The organism is Streptomyces sp. PsTaAH-137 (assembly GCF_003259365.1).
Classification (GTDB): domain Bacteria; phylum Actinomycetota; class Actinomycetes; order Streptomycetales; family Streptomycetaceae; genus Streptomyces.
On record NZ_QLLY01000002.1, the window covers coordinates 566,616 to 580,793 of the forward strand.

The following is a 14,178-nucleotide window of genomic DNA, read 5'->3' on the forward strand; positions in this document are numbered from 1 at the left end:
GCACCGTCCTCAGCGGCGCGCATGTGCCACCCGGTCCGGGGTACGAGGGCCGGGCTGCTCCCCGTGCCCAGCCCTTGCCCGGGGAGCAGCTTCATTCGTGGGGGCGGCCGATCGGGCGCGATGATCCTGTGGCGTCGCGGACTCCATGGGGACCTCGATCGCAGAAGGGGCCCCTCGGTGCGATCACCGAGAGGCCCCTGAACTGCTACTCAACTACTGTGGGCGCGGACGGTTTCGAACCGCCGACATCCTGCTTGTAAGGCAGGCGCTCTACCCCTGAGCTACGCACCCGAGCACTCCTGGCGCTGCGACCAGGACGAGCCGACAGCCTACCTTGCCGATGCCCCTGCACCGCAAACACCGGACTGCGGGGGTTAACCCCACCTGTGATCCGGTGGCGGTCCGGATCGTGGGAGGTGCGGGCGCGGACCTACGTTCGAGGGACACGGTTCGCCACAGGGGGAGTTCATCATGACCGTTCGCTCACGCCGCACCGCCCGCGTACTGGCCGCGTCCGCGGCCGTGGCGGCCCTCGCCGCGACGGTGAGCGCCTGCGGGGCCGACGCCTCGGACGACCGGCACCCGGACCATCGGACCTTCGCCCTGCACGGGCGGACCCTCACGGTGGACTCGGACGACTCGACACTCGAACTCGTGCCCGGTGACGGCGACCAGGTGAAGGTGACCCGCTGGTTCCGGGGGTCCTCGGTGGCGGGTTCCTCGCCCCGGGCGACCTGGCGGTGGGACGCCGCGCAGGACCGGCTCACCCTGCGGATGCACTGCGGCGGCATCCTCACGGACTGCTCGGCCCGCCACCGCATCGAGGTGCCGCGCGGGGTGGCCCTGGTCGTCGACAACGGCGACGGCAGCGTCCGTGCGCGCGGCTTCGGCAACGGCGTGGACATCTCCACCCGGGACGGCTCGGTCCGGGTCTCGGACACCTCGGGTCCGCTCCGGATGCGCAGCGCGGACGGCTCGCTGCACGCCTCGGGCATCGACGCCCGGCAGGTCTCGGCCGACAGCGAGGACGGCTCCGTCGACATCGCCCTGCGCACGGCGCCCGACCGGGTCACGGCCCACGCCCAGGACGGCTCCCTGACCCTCACGCTGCCCGGCAGCACGACGTACAAGGTCGCGACACACACCCAGGACGGCGGGGTCGACGTCTCCGTCCCGACCGACCCGCGCAGCCGCCATCAGGTCTCGGCCCGCACCCAGGACGGAAAAGTCACCCTGCGAACCGCGAACTAACCGACCCGTGTGTTCGTCATTAACCGGTGGGACAATGAACACCGGGCAGGGCTGATGACGGCACGGACGCGCGGGAGAGTTAGTGACGACGGCGACGGGCGAGCGCCCCGGCGAGGCGCGGGGCGCCGCTGTTCAGCGAGCGCGCCGCCGGACACGTCCGGGCGGCCCCCTGCGTGATCTCCTCGTCCTGACCCTGCTTCCCGTGCCGGTCCTCACCGCCGCGCTCAGCGGGGCCTTCAGCGCCGGCGGCACCCGCAAGTGGTTCGGCGGCCGCTCCGAGACCCAGCGCGCCCAGGCCCAGGAGGCCAAGGACGCCGCGGCCGCCGCCTTCTACGAGCTGGACACCGCCCAGCGCGACCTGCGCATCTCGATAGAGACGATCACCGCGGTCGACGACTCCCCCGCCGCCCGCAAGGCCGTCGGCGACTTCCAGCAGCTCGGCACCCGGATCGACGAGGTCAGCGCGCAGTACATCACCGCCGTCGACGCCCACGACCTGGACCGCGACGACCTCGACGCGGGCACGGCTTCCCGCGCCCGGAGTGAACTGACGGCGGCCAAGGACCAGTTGACCCGCACCAAGCAGGACCTGGACCGGTTCGCGCAGGGCCTCGGCCCGCTGCTCGGCAAGGCGGAGACCCAGCTGGCCCGCCTCGCGCCCTCGGTGGAGCGGGCCCGGCAGGCGCTGCTCGCCGCGACGACCGCGCTGGACGGCGTACGGCAGGCGGGGCTGAAGGCCGACGACCTCGCCGCACGGCTCGCCCGCCTCGGCCCGGAACTGACCCGGCTGAACCAGGGGGCCGGCCAGCACGGCGTCCCCGAGACGCTGGAGCGCGCGGAGCGCGTCGCGCGGGAGGCCGAAACGATCCGCGTGGAGGCCGAGCGCCTCCCGGAGAAGGCCGCCGAGATCGACCACCGCCTCGTGTCGCTCCGGACCCGCGCGCAGGCCCTGACCACACGCGCGGGCCAGGTCGAGCCGGTCCTGAGCGAACTGCGGCGCCGGTTCTCCGCCGCGTGCTGGCAGGACCTCCAGCGCGTACCGGACCTCGCGGGGGAGAACGTGCGGCAGGCCGAGACCAAGCTCGCCGAGGCCCGCACGGCCCGCGACGAGCAGCGCTGGCCGGACGCGACGGCCCTGCTCTCCACCGTCCGCGCCCTGCTGAACAGCACGGACGAGTCGGTCTCCGCCGCCTCCGACCGCCTCCAGCGGCTGAACGCGGTGGCGAAGGACCCGCAGCAGGAGATCGACCGCACCCGGTTCGCGATCCGGGACGCCCAGCGCCTGGCGATGACCGGCCGCGCCACGCCCGAGCCGCGCCACGCCCGCCCGCTCGACGACTCGGTGGCCCGGCTCGGCCGCGCCGTCGACGGCCTGGAGGGGCGCCACCCCGACTACTGGCACTTCCTCACCGAGACGGAGGCCGTGCGGCAGACCGTGGCCCGGGTCGTCTCCCAGATCCGCGAGGAGCGCGGCGGCGCCTGAGACACGGCGCGGGCTGGCGTTCTCCGGCCGCCGGGCGGACCCTGGAACCAGGGGGCGAGGACCGAGGAGGCGAGGCTCATGGCCACGCACGTACTCCGCCCGGGATCCCGGCGCCATGTCACGCTCGACGAGCATCTGCCCCTCGACCACCGGCTCAGCCGGGTGTACCGCGTCGGCGCGGGCCTGATGGGCCTGGTGCTGCTGGTCTTCGGCATCCTGGGGTTCATCGACAAGATCGGCTTCTTCGACACCCGCGGCGACACGGTCGCGGGCCTGAACACCAACGGCGCGCTCAGCGTCCTGTCCGTGTGCGCGGGTCTCCTGCTCATCGGCGGCATGCTGGCGGGCGGCACCGTCGCCTCGACGCTCAACATGACGCTCGGCGTCCTGTTCATCCTCAGCGGCTTCGTGAACCTCGCCCTGCTGGACACCCGCTACAACTTCCTCGCCTTCCGCCTCCAGAACGTCCTGTTCAGCTTTGTCGTCGGGCTGCTGCTGATGTTCTTCGGGATGTATGGGCGGGTCAGCGGCGGCCTGCCGCACGACAACCCGTACTGGAAGGCCCGCCACGCCCACTGACCGCTGGCTAGGCTTGGCCCATGCCTCGCTACGAATATCGCTGCCGCTCCTGCGGTGACACGTTCGAACTGTCCCGCCCGATGGCCGAGTCGGCCTCCCCGGCCACCTGCCCGGCCGGCCACCCCGACACGGTCAAACTCCTCTCGACGGTCTCGGTGGCCGGCACCGGCTCCTCGCCGGCACCGGCTCCGTCCGGGGGCGGAGCCGGTTGCTGCGGGGGCGGCTGCTGCGGCTGACCTCCGGCGGTTTCCGGGGTGCGGCTCCGGTGGGGGGGGTTGGAGGTAGTTCTCCGCCCGCGGCCCGGCGGCCGCTTCTCGCGCCGTTCCCCGCGCCCCTGGGCAACTCGTCGAGCGCGGCCCGGCGGCCGCTTCTCGCGCAGTTCCCCGCGCCCCTAAAACCAGTTCCCACGCGCGGCTCTCGTCGTGGCTGGTCGCGCCGTTCCCCGCGCCCCTGAGATGCGCACTTCGTGCGGCATCTCATCAGAAGCCGCCAGGGCGGGAGGCGCGCGGAGCGCAGCCTCAGGGGAGGCGGCGCGAAGCGCATGCCTCAGGGGCGCGGGGAACTGCGCGAGAAGCCCCACCGGGCCGCGGACGAAGAACAAACCAGGGGCGCGGGGAACTGCGCAACCAGGCCCCGGCCCGCCATCACAGCGCCCCGAGAAACCCGCGCAGCACAGCCTCCCCGGCAACAACCCCGCGCTCCCCCAGCACCGTCACCCCATCGGCGACCCACCCGGCATCGGCCAACTCCCCGTGCCCAGGTCGCCACCCCCGATCCACAGCAAGCAGCAAATCGGCATCCAGCAACGAATCCCCGGCCCCGAGCACCTGCCCGGCGCCGGCCCGCCGCGCCACCTCCCGAACAGCAGCCCCCTTGGTCAACGGCTTCGGCACGGCATACACCTTCCGCCCCTGAAGCGACACGCCCCAGCCAAGCCCCTCGGCCCACTCCCCGAGCTCCTTGACCCACCCGGCGGGCAACTCCGCCCGGTCGACCACGAGATACGCGAACAGATCCTCGGCGACCCGCTCCTTCAGCAACCACGCCGGATCCGCGGCAGCGACCATGCGCTCCCGCACCTCACCCAGCGGCGCACACTCGTCGGCGAGCCGCTCCCGGACCCCCCGCGCCCACTCGGGATCGGACACCCCGTCGACCAGCAGATGCCCCCCGTTGGCACAGATCGCGTACGTCGGCGCGGGCCCGGGCAGCCGCACCCGCCCGTACTGCTCGCGGGTCCGCGTCGTGGTCGGCACGAAGACGGCACGGCGGCCCAGCTCCACGAGGAGTTCGGCGGCGCGCTCGGTGACGTAGGACAGCGGCTTGCCCTCGTACACCTCGACGCAGAGCAGCCGCGGCGCCTCGGCGTCGGGCACGGTCAGCCCGAGCGCGCCGGCGGAGTAGATCAACGTACGGTCGAGGTCGCTGGCGACGACGGTCACCGCGGAGCGCTCGCTCACAGGACGACCGCCTTGCCGTCGGCACCGGTGGCTCCCCGGGTGAACCGCGGATGGATCAACCCCACGCAGGTGTACGGCAGTTCGTCCACCACCTCCACCGGCACCCCGCGCTGCTCGGCAAGGAGTCTGACGTGGTCCAGATCGGCGCCGGCGTCGGCCCGCGCCAGGATCTTCCACGGGACCCGCCGCAGCAGCACCCGGGTCGTCTCACCGACGCCGGGCTTCACCAGGTTCACATCGTGGATGCCGTACTCCTCGCTGATCCGCTCGACGGCGGCCCAGCCCTCCCAGGTCGGGGCACGGTCAGCGCCGAGCAGCTCCTTGACGTCGGCGTCCACCGCGTCGGCGACCTCGTCGAACCGCTCCTGGATCGTGTCGAGGAAACGCACCGAGACATCCGAACCGGCCAGCTCCCGGTAGAACTTGGCACCGTGGAAGTCGTCCGGCCCGACCATGTCGGCCCGCAGCACGGTGCGCGATATCAGCCCGGAGACCGTCGAGTTGAGGCACGCCGAGGGGATGAGGAAGTCCTCCCGGGTCCCGTACGTCCGCACGCACGAGCCGGGGTCGGCGAGCACGGCGATCTCCGGGTCGAAGCCGCGCGCTCCGCCACCCGCCTCGAACTCCTCGATCGCTGCGGCCAGTTCACGCGTGATGGCGCCCTTGCCCGTCCAGCCGTCGACGAACACGACGTCCGCGGGGTCATGGTGCGCGGCCAGCCAGCGCAGCGCCGTCGCGTCGATGCCGCGGCCGCGCACGATCGACACGGCGTAGTGCGGCAGCTCCATGCCGTGCCGGGCGAGCGCCCAGCGCCGCATCAGCACGCCCACCGGAGTACCGGCCCGCGCGAGCGAGACGAGGACCGGGCGGCGCGGCGCGCGCTCGGCGAGCACCGTCTCCGTCACCACGCCCACCGCCCGTGCGATCCGCCCCGCCGACAGGTCGAGCGCCGCGTGGAACAGCTCCTGGTACTGCTCGCTGGGCTGGTACTCGACGGGCAGCGACTCCGCGTAGTGCGCGCCGCCGCTCTGGATGGCCTCCTCGCGCTCCTCGACGGGCGCCTCGAGCCGTACGTCCGACAGGTCCTGGAGCAGCCAGCCGACCTCGTCGGGCGCGTACGAGGAGAAGGCGGGGCCGCGCAGCGGCTCGGGCAGCGACATGACGGACCTTTCGGGGATGTACGAGGGCACGACCACGACGACGACGCGCGCGGTGTGCTCGGCCACGCGCTCCAGCAGCCCGCCGGGCGCGGCCAGTTCGGCGGTGTCCCCCGCCGAGTCGAGGACGACGACGACCGTGTCGAAGCCGCCGCCCGCCACGTTGTACGCGAAGCGGTCGCCGGGCCCGTCGGCCGGTGCGTCGTGCGCGGGGAAGACGAGACGGGTGCGGATCGCGTAGCCCGGGTCGTCGACGGCGAGGACGGGTGAGCGGGTGGTGGTGGAGTACGCGACGTCGGCGCCGGTCGCTTCGAGGGCGGTGGCGAGCCGCAGGGGCGCGTACATCAACTCCTCGTTGCCCAGCACCAGGACGCGGCCTCGGGTGTGGGGGGCCAGCCGCTCGGCCATCGCGGGGAGCGCCGCCTCCAGCCGCTCGCGGTGCCCGGGCCCGAACCCGTGCCGTCCGCCGTCCGGCACGCCCTCGGGCCAGCCGAGCCCGTCGACCCTGACGATCTCGCCGCGCGTGCGACGCGGCCGGGGCAGGGCGGCCGCCGCGCTCTCCGCGTGGCTCTTCTCGTGCTCGGCGACCAGCGCCTGGCCCTTCTCCAGGACACCCTCGGGCAGCCGTACCGACCCGCGTGCGGAGACGACCAGGTCCACGCGCGCGCCGATCTCCTGCGCGAACGCTTCAAGTCGGCCCTGGTCGTCGGGCGAGCGCATGTCGACGAGCGCGACGATCACGTACCGCTCCCGCGCGTGCAGCTCGTGCAGGACGCGGATGGTGTTCAGGACCGTGTTCCCGGTCGAGAACTCGTCGTCCACGAGGACCAGCGGGCCGTCGCCGGCCAGCAGCCGCGGGTTCTCCGGGAGCAGCAGGTGCGAGGTGGCGTGCGAGTGGGACTCCTCGAAGCCGCCCGCGCGGGCCACGCCCGCGACGGGGCGGCGCGTGGAGTGCAGATACGGGGCGAGCGCGAGGCCGTCGGCGACCGAGTGGCCGAGGCCCGTCGCCGTCTCCGCGTAGCCGAGCACGACGGAGCGCCGTGCCGCCTCGTCGCCGAGCAGTTCACGGACGCGTACGCCCAGGTCGTGGCCGGTGCGCCAGACCAGCGACGGGCGCTGGGGGACGTGCTTGCCCAGCACGTTCGACACCAGGAGGTGGGCACGCTTGGGGTTGCGGCGCAGGGCGAGGCCGAGCAGCCCGGTCAGCTCCGGGTCACCGGCCAGCTCGACGCCGAGCCGGTCGGCCACCCAGGTGCCCGACCACACGTCGTCCATGGTGTCCTCTGTGTTCATCGCCTCGGTCGTCATGCGGGCAGCCCCGCCGTCAGCAGCTCCACGAAACCGACGTCCTCCTGGGCCACGCCGAACGCCTCCGCGCGCTGGAGGGTCCGCTCGGCCCAGGCGCGGTGCGGCTTCACCTCGTTCATCTTGTTCGTGTACGCCGACCTGAGGACGCCGCCGCCGTCCCGCTCGGGGCTGAGGATGTCCCGCGCGTCGCTGTACTCCTCGTGACTGACCACGGACAGCGCGTGGACGGGCAGGACGTGCGAGGGGTGGATGCAGGTCTTGCCGAGCAGCCCGTTGGCCCGGTCGAGGGCGATCTCGCGCAGCAGCCCGTCCAGGTCGTGCTCGATGAGCGCCGCGCGCAGCGGCTCCGCGTCCTCCTCCAGGAAGGGGCTGCGGCGCAGCTGCGGCTTGAACATCCGCTCCTGGTGGCGGAAGTACTCCCAGACCGGTCCGGTCACCGTGAAGCCGGTGCCGTCGGCCCGTCCCAGCCGGTTGACCACGTCGGCGATCACGGAGGCCACGATCTGCACGTCGTACGCCGTCAGGTCGGCGGGGCGGCGCAGCCCGTACGCGGAGCAGAAGTCGGTGACGCCGAGCCGGAGCGCGAGCACGCGGTCGCGGTACTTGTCGACGGTGCGGGAGATCCCGGCGAGGGTCTCGGTGCGGGTCTCCAGGTGCAGCAGCTCGGGGGACTCCAGGACCGGCATGGCGAAAAGTCGCCGCCCGGAGGCCGCCTCGGCGGCGGTCAGCGCCTCCAGGAACGGAACCCCCCGCTCCTCGGTGAACTTGGGCAGCACGAATCCGGACAGCAGTGCCACGGCCGGACCGAGGCGTCGGGTGAGGCCGGCGATCTGCTCGGGAGTGCGGACGCGAATGAAGAGCAGCGGCGGCTCGGCCCCGTCCCGCTCGCTTCGCGCCAGGAGGTCGGTGAACTGGCGGACCAGATTCTCCTCGGCGCCGCTCACCTCGCCGTCGTCGATCGAGTCCTCCAGGCACAGCACCATGGAGACGACGCCGCGGGCGGCCTGCTTGAGCACGTCGTCGGCGAGGCGCGGCCGGGTGGCCGGGCTGTAGAGCGTGGCGCCCAGTGCCGCCGCGAGCATGCGGGGCGGGGAGTCCGCGCTGAAGAACTGCGGCTCCCGATGGAACAGACGCTTCCGCACCTGAGGGGCAATGTGCCCGAAATGACGCATAAGACTCCCCCGATACGACCCTGCTCTGACCCTGACCCGCCCCGTGACGGCTACTCCGGCTGCCCGGTGCTCCCGACGTGAAACGTACGAGGTGGCCGGTAATAGTACGTACAAAGGCATGTCAAGGGTTCCCGCCTGCAATGAAATTCTGGTAACCCGCGTATGTCCGGGGATGTCTTCCGGCCTCCGATACGGCCGACGGCCCCGGCACCCCGCGTTGTCCTGACCGGGGCGGGGAAGGCAGGATGACGGCATGACGCACGCGATGCTCAAGGGGGCGAACGTCCCGCTCGACGCCACGGCCGTGCGCGCCGTGCTCCGCTGGACCCCGGGGCAGGGCGTGCCGGACGTGGACGCCTCCGCCCTGCTGCTCGGCCCCGACGGACGGGTCCGCTCGGACGAGGACTTCGTCTTCTACAACCAGCCCCGGCACCCCTCGGGCACGGTCTGGCGGCTCGGCAAGAAGCGGGTGGCCGAGGGGCTCACCGACACCGTCCAGGCGGACCTGGGCGGCGTCCCGTCGGAGATCGGCAGCATCCTGCTGGTGGCGTCGGCGGACGACGTCGAGTTCAAGCACGTACAGGCCCTGCGGATGTTCGTCTACGACGCCGGGGCCGACGGCGGCGAGCCGATCGCGCACTTCGACATCAAGCCGGAGACGGGCGCCGAGACCGCGCTGATCTGCGGCGAGCTGTACCGGCGCGGTGACGGCTGGCGGCTGCGCGCGGTCGGCGAGGGGTACTCCAACGGTCTGGTGGGCCTGGCCACCGACTTCGGCATCTCGGTCGACGAGTCCGCCGCGTCCGCCCCGGCGGCGGAGCCGGCCACCGAGCCCGCTCTCCCGACGCCCACGCCGGCCACCGCGCCGGTCCCGGCCCCGCAGCAGACGCGGCCCACCGAGCCCTCGTCGTTCCCGCTGCCGCCGCCGCAGCGGCCTCCGGCGTACGGCTACCCGCAGCAGCCCGCGACGCAGCCGGCCCCGCAGCACCAGCCGGCTTACGGCTACCCGCAGCCGGTGGCCGCTCCGGCGTACCCGGACCCGTCCTTCCGACTCCCGCCGCAGGGGCCGCAGTTCATCGGCCGGTGACCGGGGCCGGCCGCCGACGGGTGCGCTAGACCTTCGACTTGTAGCCCCGGCCCCATTGCAGACCCCACCCGTACAGGCGGTCGAGCTCTGCCTGGAAGCCGTAGACGAAGCGGACCTCGCGCCGCACCACGAGATCGCCCTTGATGTTCTCGATGGAGACGACGGCGCAGGAACGGGCCTGCGGCTGGCGCTCGTCGAGGCTGATCTCGATCCGCGGGCCGTTGCTCGGGTACAGCGTCACGTGGGCGTGGGTCCGGTCGAAGGCGGGCGTCTGGTCGTAGATGTAGACGAACAGCAGCAGCCGCTTGATGGACTCGCGGTGATCGAGATTGACGTAGATGGTCTCGCCGGACGCGGAGCCGAAACGGTCGTCACCGCTGAGCTTCACGTACGGCGGGGCGTTGAGCGATCCGAAGAAGTTGCCCAGCGGCTGCACGACGCCCTTCTCGCCGCTCATCAGCTCGTACAGGCAGCCGAGGTCCAGATCGACATTGACCATCGACTGAGTGTGCGCCTGCACGACATCGGGCTTGAACATGCTGAACGGGTGCCGCAGCAGGCTGTTCTTCTCCGGCCCGCCGATGTCCGAGGTACGCATCCGCCAGGAGAGATTGACCCGCAGATTGCCGGTGGCCGCGCCCTGTTTGGAGAGCGAGACGACCGGGTGCCGCTTGGTGAGTTCGATGCTGTTGGTCGCCGCGCTGCCCGAATCGAAGTCGGACTGCGCGGAGTTGCCCCGCCATAGCTTGTCCCAGAAGGACATACCGCCCCCATGCCTGTACGTGCGTGCCCCGCCTGTACTTACCCGTACCTGTTCGCAGCCGCCTGTACACGCCTGCGGGGCGGCCGGTTCGAGGAGTTCTCCTCGTACGACCGCCCCGCTGACAGGGTTCCAGGATCGGCCCCCGGGTCAAACCCCGGACGGCACGGCGGCTCAGACGCCCGACGGCACCTCTGCCTTGTCCGCGCTCCCGGCATTGCCCTCTTCGGCCGCCAGTCGCTTGTTGCGTCGCACGGACGACCAGAACGACCAGGCGATCAGGACGACGCCGACGAGGCCGGTGATGACCTCGTTGATCTCGTAGCGGATGGTGACCAGCAGGATCACGGCGAGCGCGCCGATCGCGTAGTGCGCGCCGTGCTCCAGGTACACGTAGTCGTCCAGGGTGCCCTGGCGGACCAGGTAGACCGTGAGCGAACGGACGTACATGGCACCGATGCCGAGGCCGAGCGCCATCAGCACGATGTCGTTGGTGATGGCGAAGGCGCCGATCACGCCGTCGAACGAGAACGACGCGTCGAGGACCTCCAGGTAGAGGAACATAAAGAACGCGGCCTGACCGGCCAGCACCACCGCGGACTTCGGCTTGCCGGTGCGGGCGGCCTCTTCCTCTGCCTCGTGCTCGCGCTCCTCCTCTTCCTCGAGACGGTTCTCGAAGAAGCCGGACAGACCGCCGACGACGAGGTACGTGATCAGACCGGCGATACCGGAGATGAGCACCGTGGACTGCTTGTCGACGTGCACACCGCCGTGCTGGTGGGCGTGGATCGCGAACGTCATGGAGGAGACCAGGAGCACGATCAGCGCGATGCAGACCGACAGCATGTCGACCTTGCCGAGCTTGGCCAGCGGCCGCTCGATCCAGCGCAGCCACTGGATGTCACGGTCCTCGAAGATGAAGTCGAGGAAGATCATCAGCAGGAACATGCCACCGAAGGCGGCGATGGACGGGTGCGCGTCCGTCACCAGCTGCTGGTAGCGGTCCGGCTGGTTGAAGGCCAGGTCGACGGCCTCGATCGGGCCCATCTTGGCGCTGATGGCAACGATCACGACCGGGAAGACGAGCCGCATGCCGAACACCGCGATGAGCACGCCGACCGTGAGGAAGATCTTCTGCCAGAAGGCACTCATCTTCTTCAGGATTCCGGCGTTGACCACCGCGTTGTCGAACGACAGCGAGATTTCGAGGATCGCGAGGATCGCGACGACCCCGAAGGCTGTCCAGCCGTCGTAGAACACCGCCGCGATCAAGCCGAGCACGGTGATCGCGAACGACCAGCCGAAGGTTTTCAGAACCACTGGCTACCCCATCGTGTGTACGGGTTTCCCCGTGCTGGTTGTACGGGGCTCCCCCGCTCCGCGCACGGCTTTACGAAACATTGACTCCGAAGTCTAGAGCGATGCCACGGAGGCCTGACGCGTACCCCTGACCGACTGCACGGAACTTCCACTCGCCCCCGTACCGGTACACCTCGCCGAAGATCATCGCGGTCTCGGACGAAGCATCCTCGGAGAGGTCGTAACGGGCGAGCTCCTGGCCGTCCGCCTGGTTGACGACGCGAATGAAGGCATTGCTGACCTGGCCGAAGGTCTGTCCTCTGTTGTCCGCGTCGTGGATCGAGACAGGGAAGATGATCTTGTCGCAGGTGGTCGGCACCTTGGTGAGGTCCACGATGATCGACTCGTCGTCGCCCTCGCCCTCACCCGTGAGGTTGTCACCGGTGTGCGTGACGGAGCCGTCCGGGCTCGTGAGCTGGTTGTAGAAGATGAACCACTCGTCGCCGATCACCCGGCCGCCGCTGCACAGCAGCGCGCTGGCGTCCAGGTCGAAGTCGGCTCCGGTGGTGGAGCGTGCGTCCCAGCCGAGTCCGACAAGAACCTCGGTCAGGTTCGGTGCGGCCTTGGAGAGGGAGACATTGCCTCCCTTGGCGAGTGTGACGCCCATATCGGTGGTCCTCCCCGGGGTGAAAGGCACTGCTGGCCTTGCTGCGCTGCTTGGTCTGCCGTGGTCCAGCGCGTCCGGCGCCGCACTGTGGGAGTGCGGCGCCGGACGGATGAGCGTGGTGGTGCGCTACGGACTCAGACGTTGACGCCGAAGTCCTGGGCGATACCGCGCAGGCCCGAGGCGTAGCCCTGGCCGACGGCGCGGAACTTCCACTCCGCCCCGTTCCGGTACAGCTCACCGAAGACCATGGCGGTCTCGGTGGAGGCGTCCTCGGAGAGGTCGTAGCGGGCGATCTCGGCGCCGCCCGTCTGGTTCACGACGCGAATGAACGCGTTGCGCACCTGGCCGAAGGACTGCTGACGGTTCTCGGCGTCGTAGATCGAGACCGGGAACACGATCTTGTCCACGTCGGCCGGGACCGTCGCGAGGTTGACCTTGACCTGCTCGTCGTCGCCCTCGCCCTCACCGGTGGTGTTGTCACCGGTGTGCTCGACCGAGCCGTCGGCGCTCTTCAGGTTGTTGAAGAACACGAAGTCCTGGTCGTTGCGGACCTTGCCCTCCGCGTTCGTCAGAATCGCGCTGGCGTCGAGGTCGAAGTCCGCACCGGTGGTGGTGCGGACATCCCAACCCAGGCCCACGACGACCGCCGTGAGGCCCGGGGCCTCCTTGCTCAGCGATACGTTGCCGCCCTTGCTGAGGCTGACTCCCACGAGTCCTCCCTGTGGTCTTTGGGGGCGGGGAGCCCCGTAGTACGTCTGGCATCGGATCAACGTCTGGATCCTAGTGACGGGTTCCCGCAGCCCGCGAGGCTTCCTACAGGGTGTCGCCCTGCAGGGCTTCTTTACAGGGTGCGCCTACAGGCTGTCGATCGCCTTGACGTACTCGTTCAGGTCACGGGCGTCCGGCAGACCGTTGACGACGGTCCAGCGCACGACACCCTCCTTGTCGATGATGAAGGTGCCGCGCACGGCGCAGCCCTTCTCCTCGTCGAAGACGCCGTACGCGCGCGAGGCCTCGCCGTGCGGCCAGAAGTCGCTCAGCAGCGGGTACTCAAGGCCCTCCTGCTCGGCGAAGACCCGCAGCGTGAACGGGGAGTCGTTCGACACGGCGAGCAGCTGCACGTCGTCGTTGACGAACTTCGGCAGCTCGTCGCGCAGGGCGCACAGCTCGCCGGTGCACACGCCGGTGAAAGCGAACGGGTAGAAGAGCAGCACCACGTTCTTCTCGCCCCGGAAGTCCGAGAGCCTGACGCTCTCGCCGTGCTGGTTCTTCAGCTCGAATTCCGGAGCCTTGGTGCCGACCTCGATCGCCATGATGGAGCTTCCCTTCGATGGGGCTGTTCAGGTGGCTTCAGCCTAGTTCCCGCCCTTGCGTGCTCCTTCGCCGCCCGGTCCACAGCGGGAGCCGGACCCGGGCATGCCTGAGGCCCTCGCGGACGCACCGAAGCGCGCCCGCCAGGGCCTCATCTCCTAATTTCCCGTTCCGCCGGGACGCTTACCGCTTCTTGGCGGCTGCCTTCGGCGTGGCAAGACGGCTGCCGGTCCAGTCCTTGCCCGCACTGACGCTCTTGCTCGCGGACAGCCCGGCGGTCGTGGCGGCCTCACCGATCTCACTCGGCTCGACGTACCCGTCACGCCCGGTCTTCGGCGTCAGAAGCAGGATGGACCCGCCCTCTTCCATGTACGCGATGGCATCCACCAACGCATCAGTAAGGTCCCCGTCGTCCTCACGGAACCAGAGCACCACGGCGTCAGCCACGTCGTCGTAGTCCTCGTCGACGAGCTCGGAGCCGATGGTCTCTTGGATGACCTCGCGGAGCTCCTGATCGACGTCGTCGTCGTAGCCGATCTCCTGGACCACCTGGTCGGGCTGGAAACCAAGCCTCACGGCAAGGTTCGTCTCCGCGTGGTCCGCGGTCGCGCTCACGGATTGCCTCCTGATCATGTTTACGAAGT

General features: G+C 70.6%; 14 protein-coding genes and 1 tRNA gene. 5 read left to right on the top strand and 10 right to left on the bottom strand.

Annotated features, from left to right (window positions below; all coding sequences use genetic code 11):
- Nucleotides 1-219 precede the first annotated feature (219 nt).
- A tRNA-Val gene (locus tag K377_RS06165) sits at nucleotides 220-291 on the bottom strand.
- Between the two features lie 180 nt (nucleotides 292-471).
- On the opposite strand from K377_RS06165, the gene K377_RS06170 reads away from it, so the two are divergent.
- The 4 genes from K377_RS06170 to K377_RS06185 all read left to right on the top strand — a co-directional run bounded on the left by K377_RS06170 (nucleotide 472) and on the right by K377_RS06185 (nucleotide 3,549).
- Nucleotides 472-1,251: a DUF4097 family beta strand repeat-containing protein gene (locus tag K377_RS06170; protein ID WP_111662096.1), complete on the top strand. Its 780-nt coding sequence runs from the start codon at nucleotides 472-474 to the stop codon at nucleotides 1,249-1,251.
- An 82-nt stretch (nucleotides 1,252-1,333) separates the two neighbouring features.
- Entirely contained in the window at nucleotides 1,334-2,734 is a 1,401-nt protein-coding gene (locus tag K377_RS06175; protein ID WP_375605907.1) for a hypothetical protein, read from the top strand.
- A gap of 78 nt (nucleotides 2,735-2,812) precedes the next feature.
- Nucleotides 2,813-3,313, top strand: coding sequence for a DUF4383 domain-containing protein (locus K377_RS06180; RefSeq protein ID WP_111662097.1), 501 nt, complete (start codon nucleotides 2,813-2,815; stop codon nucleotides 3,311-3,313).
- 20 nt (nucleotides 3,314-3,333) lie between these two features.
- Nucleotides 3,334-3,549: a zinc ribbon domain-containing protein gene (locus K377_RS06185; protein WP_111662098.1), complete on the top strand. Its 216-nt coding sequence runs from the start codon at nucleotides 3,334-3,336 to the stop codon at nucleotides 3,547-3,549.
- Between the two features lie 408 nt (nucleotides 3,550-3,957).
- On the opposite strand, the gene K377_RS06190 is transcribed toward K377_RS06185, so the two are convergent.
- From K377_RS06190 to K377_RS06200, 3 genes are read right to left on the bottom strand one after another with little or no spacing between them, the layout of a single operon-like run.
- Nucleotides 3,958-4,773, bottom strand: coding sequence for an HAD family hydrolase (locus tag K377_RS06190; RefSeq protein ID WP_111662099.1), 816 nt, complete (start codon nucleotides 4,771-4,773; stop codon nucleotides 3,958-3,960).
- Nucleotides 4,770-7,223: a phosphoribosyltransferase gene (locus K377_RS06195; protein WP_237551519.1), complete on the bottom strand. Its 2,454-nt coding sequence runs from the start codon at nucleotides 7,221-7,223 to the stop codon at nucleotides 4,770-4,772. Before K377_RS06195 ends, K377_RS06190 begins: the two co-directional genes overlap by 4 nt.
- An 11-nt stretch (nucleotides 7,224-7,234) precedes the next feature.
- Nucleotides 7,235-8,410 (bottom strand): HpcH/HpaI aldolase/citrate lyase family protein, encoded by a 1,176-nt coding sequence (locus K377_RS06200; protein ID WP_111662101.1) that lies wholly within the window; start codon nucleotides 8,408-8,410, stop codon nucleotides 7,235-7,237.
- Nucleotides 8,411-8,663: 253 nt separating this feature from the next.
- Between K377_RS06200 and K377_RS06205 the strand changes: the two genes are divergently transcribed.
- A complete protein-coding gene (locus tag K377_RS06205) occupies nucleotides 8,664-9,497 on the top strand; it encodes a TerD family protein (RefSeq protein ID WP_111662102.1) in 834 nt (277 codons plus the stop codon).
- A gap of 25 nt (nucleotides 9,498-9,522) precedes the next feature.
- Here the strand turns inward: K377_RS06205 and K377_RS06210 are convergent, their stop codons facing one another.
- The 6 genes from K377_RS06210 to K377_RS06235 all read right to left on the bottom strand — a co-directional run bounded on the left by K377_RS06210 (nucleotide 9,523) and on the right by K377_RS06235 (nucleotide 14,149).
- Complete coding sequence (locus tag K377_RS06210; protein WP_111662103.1) at nucleotides 9,523-10,260, bottom strand: Tellurium resistance; 738 nt, start codon at nucleotides 10,258-10,260, stop codon at nucleotides 9,523-9,525.
- Between the two features lie 171 nt (nucleotides 10,261-10,431).
- A complete protein-coding gene (locus K377_RS06215) occupies nucleotides 10,432-11,577 on the bottom strand; it encodes a DUF475 domain-containing protein (RefSeq protein ID WP_111662104.1) in 1,146 nt (381 codons plus the stop codon).
- Nucleotides 11,578-11,647: 70 nt separating this feature from the next.
- Nucleotides 11,648-12,223, bottom strand: coding sequence for a TerD family protein (locus K377_RS06220; RefSeq protein WP_111662105.1), 576 nt, complete (start codon nucleotides 12,221-12,223; stop codon nucleotides 11,648-11,650).
- A gap of 134 nt (nucleotides 12,224-12,357) precedes the next feature.
- A complete protein-coding gene (locus K377_RS06225) occupies nucleotides 12,358-12,933 on the bottom strand; it encodes a TerD family protein (protein WP_111662106.1) in 576 nt (191 codons plus the stop codon).
- Between the two features lie 144 nt (nucleotides 12,934-13,077).
- A complete protein-coding gene (locus K377_RS06230; RefSeq protein WP_111662107.1) occupies nucleotides 13,078-13,536 on the bottom strand; it encodes a peroxiredoxin in 459 nt (152 codons plus the stop codon).
- Nucleotides 13,537-13,717: 181 nt separating this feature from the next.
- On the bottom strand, nucleotides 13,718-14,149 hold the full coding sequence (locus K377_RS06235) for a DUF3052 domain-containing protein (RefSeq protein ID WP_161195048.1): 432 nt from the start codon (nucleotides 14,147-14,149) through the stop codon (nucleotides 13,718-13,720).
- Nucleotides 14,150-14,178: the final 29 nt, after the last annotated feature.